Source organism: Pelagimonas phthalicica, assembly GCF_004364805.1.
In the GTDB taxonomy this organism is placed as follows: Bacteria; Pseudomonadota; Alphaproteobacteria; order Rhodobacterales; family Rhodobacteraceae; genus Pelagimonas; species Pelagimonas phthalicica.
Genome location: NZ_SOAP01000001.1, coordinates 451,391 through 469,465 on the forward strand (window position 1 = coordinate 451,391; position 18,075 = coordinate 469,465).

18 protein-coding genes are annotated in these 18,075 nt (G+C 58.4%); 1 reads left to right on the forward strand and 17 read right to left on the reverse strand.

Annotation, left to right across the window (positions count from 1 at the left end; all coding sequences use genetic code 11):
* Window positions 1-589 precede the first annotated feature (589 nt).
* The 7 genes from CLV87_RS02270 to CLV87_RS02300 form a co-directional block, all read right to left on the reverse strand.
* Window positions 590-1,735, reverse strand: a complete 1,146-nt coding sequence (locus CLV87_RS02270; RefSeq protein WP_099243727.1) for an iron-containing alcohol dehydrogenase — start codon at window positions 1,733-1,735, stop codon at window positions 590-592.
* Complete coding sequence (locus tag CLV87_RS02275; protein WP_099243725.1) at window positions 1,732-3,114, reverse strand: aldehyde dehydrogenase family protein; 1,383 nt, start codon at window positions 3,112-3,114, stop codon at window positions 1,732-1,734. Before CLV87_RS02275 ends, CLV87_RS02270 begins: the two co-directional genes overlap by 4 nt.
* Window positions 3,115-3,234: 120 nt before the next feature.
* Window positions 3,235-4,596, reverse strand: a complete 1,362-nt coding sequence (locus tag CLV87_RS02280; protein ID WP_099243723.1) for a glutamine synthetase family protein — start codon at window positions 4,594-4,596, stop codon at window positions 3,235-3,237.
* Window positions 4,597-4,650: 54 nt separating this feature from the next.
* Window positions 4,651-5,685: a TRAP transporter substrate-binding protein gene (locus CLV87_RS02285; RefSeq protein ID WP_099243721.1), complete on the reverse strand. Its 1,035-nt coding sequence runs from the start codon at window positions 5,683-5,685 to the stop codon at window positions 4,651-4,653.
* Window positions 5,686-5,738: 53 nt separating this feature from the next.
* Complete coding sequence (locus CLV87_RS02290) at window positions 5,739-7,064, reverse strand: TRAP transporter large permease (protein WP_099243719.1); 1,326 nt, start codon at window positions 7,062-7,064, stop codon at window positions 5,739-5,741.
* Window positions 7,054-7,572: a TRAP transporter small permease subunit gene (locus CLV87_RS02295; RefSeq protein WP_099243717.1), complete on the reverse strand. Its 519-nt coding sequence runs from the start codon at window positions 7,570-7,572 to the stop codon at window positions 7,054-7,056. The genes CLV87_RS02290 and CLV87_RS02295 overlap by 11 nt, the downstream gene beginning before the upstream one ends.
* Window positions 7,569-8,336, reverse strand: coding sequence for an N-formylglutamate amidohydrolase (locus tag CLV87_RS02300; protein ID WP_099244878.1), 768 nt, complete (start codon window positions 8,334-8,336; stop codon window positions 7,569-7,571). The genes CLV87_RS02295 and CLV87_RS02300 overlap by 4 nt, the downstream gene beginning before the upstream one ends.
* Before the next feature lie 101 nt (window positions 8,337-8,437).
* Here CLV87_RS02300 and CLV87_RS02305 point away from each other — a divergent pair, with 101 nt between their 5' ends.
* Window positions 8,438-9,316: a MurR/RpiR family transcriptional regulator gene (locus tag CLV87_RS02305; RefSeq protein ID WP_099243715.1), complete on the forward strand. Its 879-nt coding sequence runs from the start codon at window positions 8,438-8,440 to the stop codon at window positions 9,314-9,316.
* A gap of 307 nt (window positions 9,317-9,623) precedes the next feature.
* Here the strand turns inward: CLV87_RS02305 and CLV87_RS02310 are convergent, their stop codons facing one another.
* The 10 genes from CLV87_RS02310 to CLV87_RS02355 form a co-directional block, all read right to left on the reverse strand.
* A complete protein-coding gene (locus CLV87_RS02310) occupies window positions 9,624-9,860 on the reverse strand; it encodes an Lrp/AsnC family transcriptional regulator (RefSeq protein WP_099243713.1) in 237 nt (78 codons plus the stop codon).
* Between the two features lie 97 nt (window positions 9,861-9,957).
* A complete protein-coding gene (locus tag CLV87_RS02315) occupies window positions 9,958-10,647 on the reverse strand; it encodes an ABC transporter ATP-binding protein (protein ID WP_099243711.1) in 690 nt (229 codons plus the stop codon).
* On the reverse strand, window positions 10,644-11,393 hold the full coding sequence (locus CLV87_RS02320; protein WP_099244876.1) for an ABC transporter ATP-binding protein: 750 nt from the start codon (window positions 11,391-11,393) through the stop codon (window positions 10,644-10,646). The genes CLV87_RS02315 and CLV87_RS02320 overlap by 4 nt, the downstream gene beginning before the upstream one ends.
* Before the next feature lie 7 nt (window positions 11,394-11,400).
* Window positions 11,401-12,384: a branched-chain amino acid ABC transporter permease gene (locus CLV87_RS02325; protein WP_099244874.1), complete on the reverse strand. Its 984-nt coding sequence runs from the start codon at window positions 12,382-12,384 to the stop codon at window positions 11,401-11,403.
* A gap of 8 nt (window positions 12,385-12,392) precedes the next feature.
* A complete protein-coding gene (locus CLV87_RS02330) occupies window positions 12,393-13,313 on the reverse strand; it encodes a branched-chain amino acid ABC transporter permease (protein ID WP_099243709.1) in 921 nt (306 codons plus the stop codon).
* Window positions 13,314-13,375: 62 nt separating this feature from the next.
* The gene (locus tag CLV87_RS02335) at window positions 13,376-14,512 is read right to left on the reverse strand and encodes an ABC transporter substrate-binding protein (protein WP_099243707.1); all 1,137 of its coding nucleotides are present in this window, start codon (window positions 14,510-14,512) and stop codon (window positions 13,376-13,378) included.
* A gap of 154 nt (window positions 14,513-14,666) precedes the next feature.
* Window positions 14,667-15,140 (reverse strand): MarR family winged helix-turn-helix transcriptional regulator, encoded by a 474-nt coding sequence (locus tag CLV87_RS02340; RefSeq protein ID WP_099244872.1) that lies wholly within the window; start codon window positions 15,138-15,140, stop codon window positions 14,667-14,669.
* 435 nt (window positions 15,141-15,575) lie between these two features.
* The gene (locus CLV87_RS02345) at window positions 15,576-16,661 is read right to left on the reverse strand and encodes a protein-glutamate methylesterase/protein-glutamine glutaminase (RefSeq protein WP_099243705.1); all 1,086 of its coding nucleotides are present in this window, start codon (window positions 16,659-16,661) and stop codon (window positions 15,576-15,578) included.
* A 1-nt stretch (window position 16,662) separates the two neighbouring features.
* Entirely contained in the window at window positions 16,663-17,520 is an 858-nt protein-coding gene (locus CLV87_RS02350; protein WP_099243703.1) for a CheR family methyltransferase, read from the reverse strand.
* Window positions 17,521-17,523: 3 nt separating this feature from the next.
* Complete coding sequence (locus tag CLV87_RS02355; RefSeq protein WP_099243701.1) at window positions 17,524-18,060, reverse strand: chemotaxis protein CheW; 537 nt, start codon at window positions 18,058-18,060, stop codon at window positions 17,524-17,526.
* Window positions 18,061-18,075: the final 15 nt, after the last annotated feature.

An 18,075-nucleotide genomic window follows, 5' to 3' on the forward strand; every position in this document is an offset into this window, starting at 1 on the left:
GTGACGCCAAATCAATGCATCCTGACCCTAGGGGGCTTTAGAGCGTGTACAGTTCAAATGAATGCACTCAGCAGGGCGAACGCGTTGTGAGCTGCAAACGCTGCCTCGCCCTGCTGAATGAATGCGTGACCCCGAATAAACTGAACACGCTGTCATTCGTTTCCGGAAAGGCGGCGCGACCCCACGTGCCAGAGACATGTGCTTGGTCTTGCTTGCCGCGCAGGCCTTTCCGAAAGCTCTGAATTCCTTATTGCGGTCTATATATGACCATTTTAGTCAGATTAAAAGCCCCCAGCCGCAATCCCCAAAACACCGCGCCAATTGCCACCATCCCCATGGTTTCTTTGGGCCAAAAATATCCCGGGGAGTCCCGAGCCTGCTCGGGACGGGGCAGCGCCCCAAATTGCCGCTTTATGTCTCATGATCCGTTCCAGGTTTCGCGCCCGTATTTTCGCACCAAACCTTCCCAATTCAGCCTGTCGTTGCGCTCATACTCTCTCAAGACTGCTTAAAAACTGGTTAACAAATTCGCTAAAAATGAAAACACCTCCCGGAGGGAGGTGTTTCTTTTCCATTTATTCGCATGAACTTACAGACACGCCTCAAAAAGAGCGCGCAAGTTGACAGCAGTCAACTCCACCGGATTCCCGCCACATGACGGATCTTCCAGCGCCATGGCCACAAGGTCGTCCATCCGATCGCCATTGGCCCCCAATTCCGACAGTTTGCGCGGAATCTCAAAGCTGTCATTGAACCCCTGCACAAAGGCGCAGAAACCCTCAAATCCGCCCTCAATCCCAAGGTAACCTGCCGCGCGGTCAAAGCGGTCGCGGATCACCGGCGCATTCAGATCCAACACCGCCGGCATACAGACCGCATTGGTGGTGCCGTGATGGGTGTTGAACACCGCGCCAATCGGGTGGCTCATGGCATGGATCGCGCCCAGCCCTTTCTGAAACGCCGTCGCCCCCATGGCCGCCGCGCTCATCATATTGGCCCGCGCCTCAATATCGCTGCCATCCGCATAGGCGCGCGGCAGGTTATCAATGACCAGTTTCATCCCCTCCAGCGCAATGCCCTGGCTCATGGGGTGATAATGCGGGCTGCTGAACGCTTCGACGCAATGGGCAAACGCATCCAGCCCCGTCCCGGCAGTGATGAATTTCGGCATGCCCACGGTCAGTTCCGGGTCACAAATCACCACACTGGGCAGCACTTTGGGATGGAAAATGATCTTTTTGACATGGGTTTCGGAATTGGTGATCACGCTGGCGCGCCCCACTTCCGAACCGGTCCCCGCCGTGGTCGGCACCGCCACAATCGGCGCAATCGCATCCGCATCGGCCCGCGTCCACCAATCGCCAATATCCTCGAAATCCCAGACCGGACGCGTCTGCCCGGCCATAAAGGCCACCATTTTACCCAGATCCAGCCCCGAGCCACCGCCAAAGGCAATCACCCCGTCAAAGCCACCCTCATTATAAACCGCGACACCCGCCGCCAGGTTCAGCTCATTCGGGTTCGGATCAACCTCGGAAAACAGCCCACGGCCCAGCCCCGCCGCTTCCATAATATCCAAGGTCGCCGCCGTGATCGGCAAATCCGCCAGCCCTTTATCGGTCACCAGCAAAGGCTTGGTGATCCCCGCCTGCGCGCAGGCCTCGGGCAATTCCTTGATCCGACCGGCACCAAATTTGATCGCGGTTGGATATGACCAATTTCCAACGAGGCTCATGATGTCACCTTTTTCATGTGATAAGATTTTGGACGTGTCAGGTTGTGATAGCCAATGATCGAAAGGCCCCCACCCCGCCCGGTATTTTTGCAGCCAGTCCAGCACAGGCCCGGATCCAGATAATCCGCGCGGTTCATGAAAACCGTCCCGGTCTCAAGCTGATCGCCAATCCGCGCCGCCCGCTCCAGATCCTGGGTCCACAGGCTCGCCGTCAGACCAAATTCGCTGTCATTCATCAGCGCAATTGCCTCTTCATCCGACGCAACCTTCATGATCCCAACCACGGGACCAAAGCTTTCATCCCGCATCACCCGCATCTCATGGGTCACATTGGTCAGGATCTGCGGGCTCAGATAGGCGCCGTTATCATCCTCGGCAAACCTTTCGATATGCGGGGTCGCGCCCTCGGCCACCGCCTCGGCAATCTGCATCCGCACTTCTTGGGCAAAGCGCTCATGCGCCATGGGCCCCATCGTGGTGTCCGGATCCAGCGGATTGCCCAGCTTATAGCCTTTCACAATCGCCACAGCCTTGTCGACAAAAGCGTCAAACCGGCTCTCATGCACATAGATCCGCTCAATCCCGCAGCAGCATTGCCCGGAATTGAACATTGCCCCGTCAATCAGCGTCTCCACCGCCGCATCCAGGTCGGCATCCTCCATGACATAGCCCGGATCCTTGCCGCCAAGCTCGGTCCCGACACCGGTAAAGGTGCCCGCTGCCGCGCGCTCCATCGCCTGACCACCGCCAACCGACCCGGTGAAATTCACAAAATCAAACGCCTTTTCCGCAATCAAAGCCGAGGTCACATCATGACCCAGATACAGATTGGCAAAGACATCCTCCGGCACGCCCGCAGAATGGAACGCCGCCGCCATACGCTCGCCGACCAACAAGGTCTGGGTGGCATGTTTCAGCGCCACCACATTGCCCGCGATCAAGGCCGGGGCAACGGTGTTAATCGCTGTCATATAAGGGTAATTCCAAGGCGCGACCACAAAGACCACCCCATGCGGAACCCGCTTGATATAGCGTTTGAAACTGGCATCCTCGCCCACTTCAATATCGGCCAGACTTTCCTCGGCGATGGCCGCCATATGGCTGGCGCGCTCATTGAACCCGCCAAATTCACCACCATAACGCACAGGCCGCCCCATCATATGGGCGAGCTCTGGCACGATCTCATCATTCATCGCGCCCACAGCGGCCACACCAGCCATCACAAGCTCGATCCGCTCCGCCAAAGGTCGCGCCGCCCAAGCCCCCTGCGCCGCCCGCAACCGCGCCACTTCGGCACGGGCCGTCTCCAGATCCAACGCCTCGCGTTCGGCAAACACCGATCCATCAATCGGCGACACACATGTCAACATCTGGCCCATGGCCAAACCTCCATTTTCGCAAAACGGCCCCCCAATGTTCCATTGGCTTTCTTTGGGCCAAAAATATCCCGGAGAGCGCGAGAGGCAGCGCCTCTCGCTCCCCGACCCTCAGGCGTGTTCCTAGGCGCGTTCAAACCCGCGCGCGATTTCCCAATCGGTGACAACACGATCGAATTCCTCGATCTCCACCTCTGCCGCGCGGGCGTAATGGGTGACAACATCCTCGCCAAACGCCGCCTTTAGCATATCAGACGCCAAAAGGGCCTCGCGCGCCTCGCGCAGGTTCACCGGGATCATCCCGCTTTCCCCTTGATATGCATCGCCCACGGTTGGCGGCTCCAGTTCCAGCCCTTCTTCAATCCCGGCAATCCCCGCCGCCAGCATCCCGGCCATGGCCAAATACGGATTGATATCCGAGCCACCGATCCGGCATTCCATCCGCACGGCCTTGCTTCCCTCACCACACAGGCGGAAACCCGCGGTGCGGTTGTCCACCGACCAGATGATGCGCGTCGGGGCAAAGCTGCCCTTCATAAAGCGTTTGTAACTGTTGATATAAGGCGCAAGGAAATAGGTGTAATCCGAGGCATATTTCAGCATCCCCGCCACATAGGATTTCATCAGCGCGCTCATCCCCAACGCATCATTGGCGTCGTAAAAGGCGTTCTGGCCATCCTTCCACAGCGATTGATGCACATGGCTGGACGAGCCGACTTTCTCATGATGCCATTTTGGCAGAAAGCTGGCGGCGTGGCCCTGTTGCCAGGCGATTTCCTTGACCGCGTGTTTGGCAATCGAATGATATTCAGCCGTATCCATCGCGGGCGCATATTTGATATTCAGCTCTTCCTGCCCGGTCTCGGCCTCACCCTTGGAATTCTCAACCGGCACCCCCGCATTCCATAAATGATTGCGGATCGGGCGCATCACGTGTTCTTCCTTGGTGGTCTGCAGGATGTGGTAATCTTCGTTATAGCCACTGATCGGGGCGAGATCGCGGAAGCCGGATTTGCGGATCTCGTCAAAGCTTTTCTCGAACAGGAAAAACTCCAGCTCGGTCGCCATCATCGGCGTCAGGCCTTTCTGTTCCAGTCGTTCAACCTGGCGTTTCAGGATCGCGCGCGGGGAATGGGGCACCTCGGCATGGGTATGATGATCCAGCACATCGCACAGCACCATCACCGTGCCCTCAAGCCAAGGCACCGGGCGCAGGGTGGCCAGATCGGGCTTCATGACATAATCGCCATAGCCGCCCTCCCAACTGGTCGAGGCATAACCATCCGGCGTGCCCATCTCAAGATCGGTGGCCAGCAAATAGTTGCAGCAATGGGTTTCTTCATAAGCCCCGGCCACAAAATGCCCAGCATGAAAGCGCTTGCCCATCAAACGCCCTTGCATATCCACCAAACAGACAAGGACGGTATCGACCGCCCCGTCAGACACTTGCTGTTTCAGTGCCTCGAAACTCAGATTTTGGGCCATGATGCCTCCCCTGTCTGGGCCGCGCCCCAAGGTTTCGGGGCGCGGGTCGTGTTGTTATCCGTAGCGATAAGGCCGGCCGGCCTTTTGCATATCGGCATTGTACTTCTTGAAGATCTCGACAACCTTGGCTTTGGTCTCGGACTCCGCTGCGATCTCGTCCCAGAACTTGAGCGCTGCGGCCTCGACCGTGGCCCATTCTTCATCCGGGATCGAAGTGAGCTGCATCTTGTCGCCATTGACGCGCAGCGAGGCTTCACCGCCCCAATACCACCACTGGCGGTAGTAATGCGACTGGTCACAGCAGACGCGGAACAGGGTTTGCAGATCCTCTGGCAACTCGTTCCAACGGTCTTGGTTGGCAAAGAAGCTGCCCGCCCAGGCCCCGGAAATATTGTTGGTTAGGAAGTAGTTGGTCACGTCTGCCCAACCAACGGTGTAATCCTCGGTGATGCCGGACCAGGCGATGCCATCCAGCTCGCCGGTTTGCACCGCGACCTCGATATCTTCCCAAGGCAGGGTTACCGGCACCACGCCGAACTGGCTGAGGAAACGGCCCGCTGTCGGGAAGGTAAAGACGCGCTTGCCCTTGAGGTCAGCCAGCGAGTTGATCGGGTCTTTGGTGGCGAAATGGCACGGGTCCCAGGAACCTGCCGAGATATGTTTGACGCCGACCTTGGAATATTCCGCGTCCCAGATTTCGTTCAGACCGTACTGGTTGAACAGCACCGGCACGTCCAGGCTATAGCGCGAGGCAAAGGGGAAATAGCCGCCAAACACCGTGACTTCGGTCGGTGAGGCCATGGAGTCGTCATCAGACTGCACCGCATCAATCGTGCCGCGCTGCATGGCGCGGAACAGCTCGCCCGTGGGCACCAGCTGATCGGCAAAGAACAGCTCGATCTGCATCCGGTCACCGGCGATCTTGTTGAACATATCAATGGCCGGCTTGACCACATGCTCGGCCAGCGCCGCGCCCGCATAGGTCTGCATACGCCATTTGATGGTGGATTGCGCCAGAGCTGGCGTCGCCAAAGGTGCCGCCGCGAGGCCCACCCCGGCTGAGGTGATAAACTTACGTCTTGTTGTCATTGTCGGTCCTCCGAATTGGAAAGGTTATCCCCGTTTTCCCGGGGTTCTTATTGTTAATTTCCGTAGACATATCCGGGCAGCCACAGGGCGATTTCCGGGAAGCTCATGATCAAGGCCAAGGCGGCGGTCATTACCATCACGAAAGGCAGGATCGAGGCGTAGATGTCGCGCAGGGTGATCTCGGGCGGGGCCATGGCGCGCATCAGGAAGAGGTTATAGCCAAAGGGCGGCGTCATATAGGCAATCTGGGTGGTGATCGTGTAGAGCACGCCGTACCAGATCAGATCAAAGCCCAACGCCTTGACCAGCGGCACATAGAGCGGGGCAACGATAACCAGCATCGCTGTGTCATCCAGAAAGGTGCCCATCAAGATAAAGCTGAGCTGCATCAGGATCAGGATCACCCAAGGATCAAGGCCAAGCTGCTCGGTAAACAGGCTCTTGATCGCGTTGACGGCACCCAGCCCGTCAAACACCGCGCCAAAGGCCAGAGCGGCAAGGATGATCCACATGAACATGCAGGAAATGCCCAGGGTCATGCGCACCGAAGTCTCGAACACCTCGCGGGTCATACGCCCCTTGAGCACCGCCGCCAGAAACGCAGTGATCGCCCCGATGGCCGAGCTTTCGACCAGCGAGGTCCAGCCATTCACGAAGGGCACCATCATCGCGGCGAAAATCCCCAGCGGCAGCAGGCCAGCGCGCAGCAGGGCCAGTTTTTCGCCCATAGGCATGGCGCGCTCTTCCGGTGTCAGGGCCGGGCCAAGCGACGGGTTTAGACGACAGCGAATGTAGATATAGATGATGAACATCGCCGCCATGATCAGGCCCGGAACCACTCCGGCCAGCCAAAGCTGCCCCACCGGCTGACGTGCGATCATCGCATAAAGCACCAGCACGACCGAAGGCGGCACAAGGATGCCAAGGCTTGATCCCGCTTGGATCACCCCGGTCACCATCCGCTTGTCATAATTGCGTTTCAACAACTCGGGCAGCGCAATCGTCGCGCCAATTGCCATGCCTGCCACGGACAGCCCGTTCATGGCGGAAATCAGCACCATCAGGCCAATCGTGCCAATGGCCAGCCCGCCGCGCAGGCCGCCCATCCAGACATGGAACATCTTGTAAAGGTCATCGGCAATCTTGGACTCAGACAGCACATAGCCCATGAAAATGAACATCGGCAGGGTCAGCAGCGGATACCATTTCATCAGCTTCATCGCTGATGAAAACGCGATGTCATAGCCGCCGCGGTCGCCCCAAAGCGCCAGCGCAGCAATCACAGCGACAAAGCCAATCGCGCCAAACACCCGCTGCCCGGTCAGCAGCATCGCCATCATCGTGGCGAACATGAAGATCGCAATCATCTCATAGGACACGAGGGATCTCCTCTCCGCGCAGGCGCAGAATGTCTTTGCAAAGTTCGGATAGGGCTTGCAGCAGCATGAGCGTGATGCCCGTGCACATGATCACCTTGATCGGCCAAAGATAGGGCCGCCAGGCGGTTGGGCTGCGCTCGCCCCCGTATTGGAAGGAATAGATCGTGCTGTCGATGCCGCCCCAAAGCAGCACACCCAGATAGAAGATCAGGAAACAGACGGTGATCACGTCGATGGCCGCCTTGCGCCGGTTCGACCAACCGCCATAGAGCAGATCCATACGCACGTTTGATCCCATCTGGATCGAATAGGGCCCGCCCAGAATGTAATAGGCGACCATGGCAAATTGTGCCATTTCCAGCGTCCAGAGCGAGGGGTTGAAAAAGGTCTTGGAGATCGAAGACCAGAGCAGGATCGCCATCATGGCAAAGATGCCATACATGGACACGCGCCCGACGCGGTAATTGATGGCATCGACCAGTTTGATGAACCTATGCAGGATGCTCACTGGCCTTGCTCCCTGGCGCTGAGCGCGCGTTTGGCGGTGATCAGCGTGCCCGCCAGATGATCCGCCACGGTCTGCGCCTTCATGGTGGTGTCGATCAAATCATTCCTCACTTCGATCATCACATTGGCAATGCCCCGCGCATCGCCATGTTTTTGCAGTGTGTAAGTGACGCCATCACTGGCAGAATAAGGTTCGTCCAAATCGGCCAGGAACCGGCCCCGTTCACGCTCATGGGTGACGCAGGCCTGAGCCAGACGGCGGTCGGAATGGCTGAGAAACCCGATCTCAACCGCACGTTTTTCGCCGTTATAGACCGGGGTAAAGCTGTGAATGGTGACCAGAACCGCGTCTTTCGGCGCGGCGTCCATAACGCGGGTCACCGTGTCATGGAACGGTGTATGGATCTGGTCATAGCGGCCCTGACGGCATTCCTGCGGAATGTCGATATTGCCCGGCACGTCATAAATTTCGCTGCGGGCCGGGATGTTATCCGGGGCCTCAAGCGGGCGGTTGCAATCATAAACCAGGCGTGACACCGCCCCTGCCACCAAAGGCGCGCGCAAACGCTGCGACAGGCGCATGGCCACATCCAGCGCGCCAATATCCCAGGCCGCATGAGACAGGCGCGCCTTTTGGCTCAGCCCGAGATCATCGGCATTGGGCGGGATAAAACTGGAGGCGTGTTCACAGACCAGCACAAACGCGCCCTGCCCCGGCTCTCCATAGGTTGCCGCCGCAGGCCAGCCCCAAACATCAGCCGCCATATCTAAATGTTGTTCATTGCGTTCCATTGTGTAAAAATCACTACAACCGCACCCCTTGTGTCAAGAAAAATTCTGTAGCAATCACTACAAGAACCAAGTCGATGAATAAAAAACCAACAAAACCAGGCGCACCCCGCCTTGTCGGGGATCTTATCCGGGACAAACAGTCAGAACTGACCGGAGCCGAAAGGCGATTAACCGCCGTCTTGTTGGATGATTCTCTGGTGCCGGGGCTGCAATCGGTGACCAAACTGGCCGAAAGCGCCGAAGTCTCGACGCCGACCATCATTCGCCTGGCCCGCAAACTGGGGTTCGAAGGCTTCCCGGATTTCCAGAATGCCATTCGCGAAGAGATCGCCGCACGGATGAAAGAACCGCTGGCCAAGCTCGAAGAGCCCAGCAGTGCCAATAGCGACCATATTGTCAGCCGCTTTGCCCTGGCCGTGTCGCGCAATATCAATGCCACGATTGACCGTCTCGATCCCGAGGAATTTGACCGCGTCGCCGCCGCTCTGGCCGATCCAAACCGGGCGCTTTACGTGCTGGGCGGGCGCATCACCCGCTCAAACGCGCATTACTTTTTCAATCACTTGCAGATCATCCGCCCCAATGTGCACCTGCTCGACAGCTCACCCAGCGTTTGGCCACAAAGCCTGCTGGATATGGATGAGCGCGCCACGCTGATCGTTTTTGACATCCGCCGCTATGAGAAAGAACTGGAACGCCTCGCCAGTCTGGTGGTGGGCCAAGGGGCCAATATCGTGCTCTTCACCGACCAATGGGGCAGCCCGATCGAAAAATACGCCGCCCACACCTTCCGCTCTCTGGTCGAGGTGCCCTCGAGCTGGGACAGCACGCTTTCGATCAACTTCCTGATCGAGGCGCTGGTCGCCGCCATCCAGGCCCTGCACCCCAGCACCGACCGCATCACCGCGCTCGAAGAAATGATCGGCGAAAGCCGCATCTTCCGCGGCAACTGACCCACCCTCTAGGGTCAGGATGCATTGATTTGGCGTCACTGGCGCAGGAAGAGCAAAAAAGCACAGGTTTTGGACGCGCAGGAACTAGCGGGGTCAATTGCAAGCGGTCAAAGCCGCTGCTTTGCAGCGATCCCTGCATCCGTCTCCCCAAAGGGGGGCCAACCAAAGGGCGCAGCTCAGGGGCTAAGTCAGACGAACCAGTGACGCCAAATCAATGCATCCTGACCCTTGGTTTCTTTGGGCCAAAAATATCCCGGGGTGAATTGGCCAAAGGCCAAGAGGGGCAGCGCCCCTCCCCCCGCTTGGTTCAAAACGCCTTAAACGTCTGGGTCGTATAGGTGCGTTCGATCCCGTCAATGTCCAGCAAGCGATCATTGATATAGCGCCCGACATCTTCCCCCTCGGGCACATAGAGCTTCATCAGCAGGTCATAATTGCCGCTGGTGGAATAAAGCTCGGAATGAAATTCGCGCAGGGCGATGTCATCGGCAACCTTATAGGTCGTGCCCGGGCGGCATTGGATTTGCACAAACAGACAGGTCATTGCCTCTTCCTTTTCAGTCTTGATGCCCGCTCAGGCCAGTGAGGGACCCAAACGTATCTTCAAGGATTTTTGCCCGGACTGCCACCTGTATTCTCGCTCAAACCCCCAGATATTGCGTGGTCACGGCTTCGTCCAGATCTGCCATGCCGCCGGTCCAGACATCTTGCCCCCGTTGCAGGATCACGGCGCGGTCTGCCACTTGGCTCAATTCTTTCAAGGACTTGTCCACCACCAGCAGCGCCATGCCGGTTTCGCTTTTGAGCTTGGCAATGGCGGTCCAGATTTCTTGGCGTACGATGGGGGCCAGCCCTTCGGTGGCCTCATCGAGGATCAGCAATTTCGGGTTGGTCATAAGGGCGCGGCCAATGGCGAGCATCTGTTGTTCCCCCCCGGATAGCGAGGATGCGGCCTGATCGCGGCGCTCTTGCAGACGCGGGAAAAGCGCCGCCACCTTGGCCTCGTCCCAGGGGCCGGGGCGCGCAGCGGCGATCAGGTTTTCCGCCACAGAGAGCGAAGCAAAACAGCGCCGCCCCTCAGGCACAAGCCCCACCCCAAGACGCGCGACACGGTGGGCTGCGAGGCGGGCCAGATCCTGGCCCGACAAGCGGATTTGCCCGCCGCTGGGCGGCAAAAGCCCGCAGATCACCTTGACCGTGGTGGATTTCCCCATGCCATTGCGCCCCATCAGGGCCAGCACTTCGCCCTCGCCCAGGCTGAGCGAAACGCCAAACAAGGCCTGCGTCGCGCCATAGGAGGCGGTGATGTTTTCAAGCGTCAGAAAGCTCATGCCTCATCCCCCAGATAGGCGCTGCGCACATCGGGATTGGCGCGGATTTCCTCCACGGTGCCGGTGGCGATCACCTCGCCATAGACGAGCACCGAAATGCGATCCGCCAGGGCAAAGACCGCGTCCATATCATGCTCCACCAACAGGATCGGGGCCTCGGCGCGTAACCCGTCAAGAAAGCCGGTCAAGCGCAGCGATCCACCGGTGCCCAGACCCGCCATGGGTTCGTCCATGACAAAGGCCTTGGGGCGTAGGGTCAGCGCCACGGCGACCTCAAGCTGGCGGCGCTGACCATGGGAGAGCTCGGCGGTGCGGGTGGCGGCGTGCTCTTGCAACCCGACCCGTTCCAAGGCGTCCTGTGCGCGGGCGCGCAGATCTTTGTCCCCCAAAGCCGCGCGCCAGAACCGAAACGGGCGACCGCTGGCCCCAAGCGCGCCAAGCACGGCGTTTTGCAGCACGGTATCTTCCATGGCGAGCGCCGAGATCTGAAAGGTGCGCCCCAGCCCCAACCGTGCCCGCGCGGGCGTGTCGAGCCCCGTCACCTCGCGCCCTTGCAAAAACACCTGCCCGGCATCGGGGCGCAGGCCCCCGGCGATCTGCTTGATCAAAGTGGATTTGCCCGCGCCATTGGGGCCGATCAAGGCGTGGATCTCACCCGGCATGAGCGTCAGAGAAATGTCTTTGCTGGCCTGAAGCGCCCCGAAAGTTTTGGAAATGCCGCGGGTTTCGAGAACTGGGTCAGTCATCATGGGATCAGTCATGCGCCACCTCCCGTCCGGTCAACGTGCCAATCACACCTCCGCGCGCAAAGAGCACGATTAGCAGCAGCAGCACGCCGAGATAGATGTGCCAATAATCCGACAACCCGCCCAGCAGATGTTCGAGCGCGATAAAGATCACCGCGCCAACAACCGGGCCAAACAGCCGCGCCACCCCGCCGATGATCACAAAAATCATGATCTCGCCACTGGTTTGCCAGCTGAACATGGTCGGGCTGATAAAGCGGTTGAGATCGGCAAAGAGCGCGCCCGCCAAGCCGGTGATCATGCCAGAGACCACAAAGGCCGTCAGGCGCAGTTTATAGGGTGAAATCCCCACAGTCTCGACCCGTTCTGCCGTTTGCCGCGCCGCGTTCAGCGCCAACCCGAAGGGCGAGCGCGCCAGTCGCGCCGCAAAGAACAGCACCAGCGCCAGAAGGGCAAAACAGATGCCATAGAATTGGATCGGATCCAGCGTGTTCAGCCCTGGAAAGCCATTGCGCACATAGATCGACAGCCCGTCCTCGCCACCATAGGCGGGCCAGGAGATGGTGAAGAAAAACAGCATCTGCCCAAAGGCCAGCGTGATCATGATGAAATAAACGCCCGAAGTGCGCAAAGACAGCGCGCCAATCGCCAGCGCCGCCAGGCCCGAGCAGATCACCGCGACCAACCAGATCACCGGCATGGATTTGGTGCCCTCGATCAGGAACGGGGTCTCGATCAGCGGGGTGTAATTCTGGGCATGGCTGGCGAGGATGCCCATGGCATAGCCACCAATCCCGAAAAACGCCGCATGGCCTAGGCTGACCAGCCCGCCCAGCCCCAACGCGATATTCAGGCCAACCCCCGCCAGCGCCAGGATCACCGCTTTGGTTGCGAGGGTGATCATAAAGGGTTCATCGGCCAGCCAAGCCCAAAGCGGGAACAAGATCAGCGCCGCCATCATGGCGAGATTAAACAGGGTTTCGCGTGTCATGGTGATCATCAGCCCCGCGCTCCGAACAAGCCGGTTGGGCGCCAGATCAGCACCACGGCCATGAGGATGTAAATCGCCATGGAGGCCAGCGATGAGCCGACAGATGTCGCCGCCGAAGCCTCCATGAACTGTTTGAACAAGGCGGGCAGCAGCACGCCGCCCAATGTGTCGGTCAGGCCAACCAAAAGTGCGGCGATCAGCGCGCCCTTGATCGAGCCGATGCCGCCGATCACGATGACCACAAAGGCCAGGATCAAGACCGGTTCGCCCATGCCGACTTGTACAGATTGGATGGCCCCAACCAACGCGCCAGCCAGCCCGGCCAAGCCGGCCCCGATGGCAAAGACGATGGTGTAGAGGCGCGAGATGTCGACGCCGAGCGCTGCGATCATCTCGCGATCATTCTCACCGGCGCGGATCTGGATGCCAAGCCGGGTGCGCGAGATCAGCAGGAACAGGCCCAGCGCGATCAGCAAGCCCACGGCGATCAGCGTCAGGCGATACATCGGATATTCGATCCCCCCCGGCAAGCTCACCGGTCCAGCCAGATAGGGCGGGATGTTGAGGAACAAAGGAAAAGAGCCAAAGAGCCAGCGCGTGCCTTCGGAAAAGATCAGGATCAGCGCAAAGGTCGCCAGCACCTGGTCCAGATGGTCACGGTTATAAAGCCTCCGGATCACCACCACCTCGACCAACGCGCCCACCGCCGCCGAGGCCGCCAGCGCCGCCGCCAAGGCCAGCAGGAAAGACCCGGTCGCGCCCGCCACCGCCGCTGCGGCAAAGGCTCCGATCATAAAGAGCGAACCATGGGCGAGATTGATCAACCCCATCACCCCGAAAACCAGCGTCAGACCAGCGGCCATGACAAAAAGCATCACGCCAAGCTGCAGGCCGTTCAAAACCTGCTCAGCCAATAATATCATAGACATGTGTGGAGATCCGTTTTGTCAGATCCGGGCACCATCGCGCCCGGATCGTGCATTTTCAAAGATCAGAATTTGCAGTCAGCCGCATAGACATCGCCATGCCCGCTCAGTGCGGTGCCGATGATCTTGTTGGTGAAGACGTCACCCTCTTTGATGACTTCACGCACAAAGATATCTTGCACCGGGTGATTGTTGGAGCCGAATTTGAACGCGCCGCGTGTGCTGTCAAAATCCGCTGCTTGCAGGGCCGCGCGGAAGGCAACGGCATCGTTGATATCGGCCACATCCATGGCGCTCATCAACAGGTTGGCAGTGTCAAACCCCTGCGAGGCATAGAGCGAAGGCAAGCGGCCATAGGCCTCTTGGAAGGTTTTGACAAACTGCGCATTGGTCGGATTGTCGATATCCTTGTTCCATTGCGAGGTGTTCACAACCCCCATCGCCGCGTCGCCAACCGCCTGCAAGATCCCCTGATCAAAGGAGAAAGCCGGGCCGACAACAGGAATGTCCAACCCGCTATCGGCATATTGCTTGAGGAAGGAAATCCCCATGCCGCCGGGCAGGAAGAAATAGACGCTGTCGGCCCCCGAGGCGCGGATCTGCGCAATCTCCGAGGCGTAATCGGTCTGGCCGAGCTTGGTGAAGAGCTCACCGGCCAGCTCGCCCTCATACATGCGTTTGTAACCGGTCAGCGCGTCCTGCCCCGCCGGATAATTGGGCGCGAGGATAAAGGAATTCTTGTAACCCGCCGTGTTGGCATAGGCCCCACCGGCCTCGTGCAGGTTGTCATTCTGCCAGGCGACGTTGAAGTAATTCGGGTTACAGCCCTTGCCTGCCAGTTGCGAAGGCCCGGCATTGGGCGAGAGGTAGAACTTGCCCTGCGCCACCGCAGCCGGCACCACGGCCATGGCGAGGTTGGACCAGATGATACCGGTCAGCACGTCGACCTTTTCCGATTGGATCATCTTATCCGCCAGTTGCACGGCGATATCAGGCTTGCGCTGATCATCTTCGATCACCACCTCGATATCCTTGCGATCCGCCTGGTTCACCGCCAGCATGAAGCCGTCGCGCACATCAATCCCCAGCCCGGCACCGCCGCCTGACAGCGTGGTGATCATGCCGACCTTGACCCCTTCGGCCATTGCCGGGGCTGCGAGCGCGGCCATGCAGCTGGCCAATGCAAGTGCTTTGAGTTTCATTCTGTCTTTCTCCATGTTGGTCCGCTTGGCGCTCTGGCGGGGCCTTGGGCGGGTTCGATTGTCTGGTGTTCTACTGATCGCTTGACGCGGATCTTGCGATGCAATGATCAATGCAAAACGCGCGCGGTCAACACTCTTTTACCAATTGGTTCATTTAGCCGTCTGCCCGATCCTCCTGTTCGATCAATGCCGAGACAAGGCTGTCCATCTTTTCGGTCAGCGCGTTGACTTCGCCCTGTGAAATCACGCCGAGCAAGCTGTTGACCCAGGCTTCGTGTTGCGCGGCCTGGTCTGTGAATTCGGTTTCACCGGCGGCTGTCAGGCGCACCAGCGCCGCGCGCCGATCACCCGGGACCGAAAACCGCTCTACCAACCCCTCATTGGTCAGCCGGTCAATGATGCCGGTGACATTGCCGTTTGAGACCCGCAACACGCCTGACAAAGCGCTCATCTTAAGGCCCCCGGGATGCTGGGACAGCGCCGCCATCACATCAAAACGCGGTAGGGTTGAGGCAAATTCACTGCGAAAGCGTTCGCGCAACTGCGCCTCGATCAGGCGGGAGGATTTGAGCAACCTGAGCCACAGGCGCAACCGATCCTTGGACACTGACCCGGCGCTATCCTGCATCAACGATATCCCCCAGGTGACAGGTTGGCAGGCAGCGCTGCTGTGCGTCGCGATCATGCCACGGCTGTCGCCATATCAAGCCGCAGTCTGTGGGTCGCTGTTTTGGCACCATCACTCCCCTTTCATTAACGCCTGTCGCATTGAAATTGCGGTTAAGCCGAGCGGCCTTTTCCTCAACTTCGGGCCGATGGATGCGGCCCGTGCGATCACGCTTTGATCCCGATTGCATCCGCGGATGTGTCGAGACCGTTTTGGGTTTCAATGAAGCTTAGGAGGCGAAATTATTTATTTCAAGTAAAAATAATTTATGTTTAAAATTACTATAAAAGAGAGCGACGCACTCACCTTCATGGTTTTGAAAAGTATACCTTTTCAGAACCGCGCGTGAAGTGGTTTTTCGGATGGATATCCCCACGACGCACATGGGGCAGCCATTTAGTTGCGATTTTTCGCCAGTGTCAAAACGGCCTGTGGCAAGCGCTCCAGGGGGTATTCTTTTTCGACCGCTCCAGCCTTCATCGCCTCCCTCGGCATACCATAAACGATGCATGTCGCCTCATCCTGGCCCAGGGTGCGTGCCCCGGCCTGACGCATTTCCAACATGCCCTTGGCCCCGTCATCGCCCATACCGGTCATGATCACGCCAATGGCGTTTTTACCAGCTGTCTGCGCAACAGAGCGGAAAAGCACATCCACCGACGGACGGTGACGCGAGACCAATGGGCCATCGCGCACCTCAACCGCGTAATTGGCCCCGCTGCGGGTTAACAAGGTGTGCAAACTGCCCGGCGCGATCAAAGCATGCCCGGTCAGCATGCTGTCACCATTTTCCGCCTCTTTGACCGTGATCCGGCAGCTTCCGTTCAGCCGCTCGGCAAAGGCCTTGGTAAAGCCGCCAGGCATGTGCTGCACGATGATGACCGGCGGACAATCGGGTGGCAATTGTTCGAGAAAATTGCGCAACGCCTCTGTCCCGCCGGTCGAGGCCCCAATGGCGATCACCGTCTCAGTCGTGCGCGCCATGGATTTGTGATTGGGCGGAGGCAAGACCGCATCCGCCGAAAGTTTTTGCGTGACCCGCGAGCGGCGACGCGCGCCGACCTTGGCGACAGCTGCCGCCTTAACCGTGTCACACAACATGGTGCAACTATCCTGCAAGAATTCGCGCACCCCCAGTTGCGGTTTGCAAACAATATCAACCGCCCCCGCATCCAAGGCCTGCAAAAGTGTCTCGGACTGGTCATTCACCAGAGACGAACACATGACTACCGGCACCGGGTGCTGCGCATTCAGGCGACGCAAAAAGGTGATGCCATCCATGCGCGGCATTTCCACATCCAGGGTAATGACATCGGGCACTTGTTTGCGAATGATATCAGCGGCGTGCACCGGATCAGAGGCCGTTCCGATCACTTGCAACTGCGGGTCTGCATCAAGGATTGCCTGCATGGACTGCCTGACCACGGCACTGTCATCAACCACGAGCACTTTGTAAGGGGGGGCAGGAATTTGGGCACACATGTCAAATCCGTCGGTAGATTGTTGGCTTAATCTGTTCGAGCTTCCCGGCGAGGGACACAGTTTCAGAATGTCCGGTCAACAAAAAGCCACCGGGGCGAATGCGGCTGACAACATTCTGAACAACCTGTTTTTGCTTTGCGGGCTCAAAATAGATCAGAACATTGCGCAGAAAGGCGATATCGGCCTTGATTCCATCCAAACCGTTAGCGTTTTGCAAATTAGCCTGCCGAAAATGCGCCTTGTTCCGTAATTCTGGCACCAAACGGTAAAGCGGGCGTTGAGATGGATCTTTTTTGTGTTTGGAGCGCAGGAAAAACCGCGACAGGCGGGCCTCATCCATGCCGTCGATCTCTTCCTCGCTGTAGGTGGCCGATATGGCGCGTTTCAGGATACGGTCGGAAATATCCGTGCCGATCAAGCTCCAGTTCAGCGGCATGTTCTGCCTGTCCTGATATTCGGACAACACCATCCCAGCGGTATAAAGCTCTGCCCCAAGCGAAGCCGCCGCGCTCCAGACCGTGATGCAGTGATTTGGGCGCTTTGAATAGATCTCATCCAACCCATCGCGCGACATCCAATCGTAATGGCGCCTTTCACGAAAGAAACTGGTGGTATGAGTGGCCAAGGCCTCAACCAATTTCTTGAGCTCCTTGCCGGTGGCATCGTTGGAAAGATACAGGTTGTAGCTTTCAAAATCATCCAGCCCAAGCGCCGCCAAACGCCCGGCAACGCGCAAGCGCACAAAATCTGTTTTGGCAGAATCCACCCGAATGCCGGACACTTGTTCGGCTTTCGATACGATCAGACCTGCCAGTTCCTTGGACAAGGGTGGGTGAACCAGAGACCCGTTAAAAATCATTGTTTACCTGTCAGAAAAGTCAAAAGGTCCGCGCGGTTGACTACCCGCGAGGATGTCCTGGATACGCAGTAACATGGCGATCCCCTCATCGCTGCGCAGCATCCCTTCAGCCACGTCGCAATTCCATCCGGACATGGTGTCGGGCACCGGTTCGATCTGGGCCGCATCAATTTCCTGCACCCGCAAAACCCGATCCGCCATGATCCCCAACGAGGTGGTTTCCTCAGATCCAGTATGTGCCGAAAACTCGAAAACGATAATCCGCGCTGCCGAAGGATCCTGCAGATGCGCACCGATTTTGCCCGCAAGATCAACGATGGCAATCCCCTGCCCGCGCAGATCAATCATGCCCAACACATCATGCGGCGCATTGGGAAGCGCACCAATCTCCGTCATGTCGAGGATTTCGCGCACGCAATGCACATCGACAGCAAAGAGCTGCGACCCGATCGAAAAGGTCAAAACGGTGGGGGGCTGATCCTCAGTCTCTGGATCAGCCTCGGTTTCCATATCTGCCAAGGCAAAATTGTGCATAGTCATTCCATTCTCATCAAA

Excerpts from the sequence above, each read along its gene's own strand:
- CLV87_RS02280 (WP_099243723.1), bottom strand. The coding sequence starts at position 4,596 with ATGGCCCAAAATCTGAGTTTCGAGGCACTGAAACAGCAAGTGTCTGAC.
- CLV87_RS02275 (WP_099243725.1), bottom strand. The coding sequence starts at position 3,114 with ATGGGCCAGATGTTGACATGTGTGTCGCCGATTGATGGATCGGTGTTT.
- CLV87_RS02340 (WP_099244872.1), bottom strand. The coding sequence starts at position 15,140 with ATGCAGGATAGCGCCGGGTCAGTGTCCAAGGATCGGTTGCGCCTGTGG.
- CLV87_RS02305 (WP_099243715.1), top strand. The coding sequence starts at position 8,438 with ATGAATAAAAAACCAACAAAACCAGGCGCACCCCGCCTTGTCGGGGAT.
- CLV87_RS02315 (WP_099243711.1), bottom strand. The coding sequence starts at position 10,647 with ATGAGCTTTCTGACGCTTGAAAACATCACCGCCTCCTATGGCGCGACG.
- CLV87_RS02270 (WP_099243727.1), bottom strand. The coding sequence starts at position 1,735 with ATGAGCCTCGTTGGAAATTGGTCATATCCAACCGCGATCAAATTTGGT.
- CLV87_RS02325 (WP_099244874.1), bottom strand. The coding sequence starts at position 12,384 with ATGACACGCGAAACCCTGTTTAATCTCGCCATGATGGCGGCGCTGATC.
- CLV87_RS02320 (WP_099244876.1), bottom strand. The coding sequence starts at position 11,393 with ATGACTGACCCAGTTCTCGAAACCCGCGGCATTTCCAAAACTTTCGGG.
- CLV87_RS02330 (WP_099243709.1), bottom strand. The coding sequence starts at position 13,313 with ATGTCTATGATATTATTGGCTGAGCAGGTTTTGAACGGCCTGCAGCTT.
- CLV87_RS02345 (WP_099243705.1), bottom strand. The coding sequence starts at position 16,661 with ATGTGTGCCCAAATTCCTGCCCCCCCTTACAAAGTGCTCGTGGTTGAT.
- CLV87_RS02300 (WP_099244878.1), bottom strand. The coding sequence starts at position 8,336 with ATGGCGGCTGATGTTTGGGGCTGGCCTGCGGCGGCAACCTATGGAGAG.
- CLV87_RS02285 (WP_099243721.1), bottom strand. The coding sequence starts at position 5,685 with ATGACAACAAGACGTAAGTTTATCACCTCAGCCGGGGTGGGCCTCGCG.
- CLV87_RS02335 (WP_099243707.1), bottom strand. The coding sequence starts at position 14,512 with ATGAAACTCAAAGCACTTGCATTGGCCAGCTGCATGGCCGCGCTCGCA.
- CLV87_RS02310 (WP_099243713.1), bottom strand. The coding sequence starts at position 9,860 with ATGACCTGTCTGTTTGTGCAAATCCAATGCCGCCCGGGCACGACCTAT.
- CLV87_RS02350 (WP_099243703.1), bottom strand. The coding sequence starts at position 17,520 with ATGATTTTTAACGGGTCTCTGGTTCACCCACCCTTGTCCAAGGAACTG.
- CLV87_RS02355 (WP_099243701.1), bottom strand. The coding sequence starts at position 18,060 with ATGACTATGCACAATTTTGCCTTGGCAGATATGGAAACCGAGGCTGAT.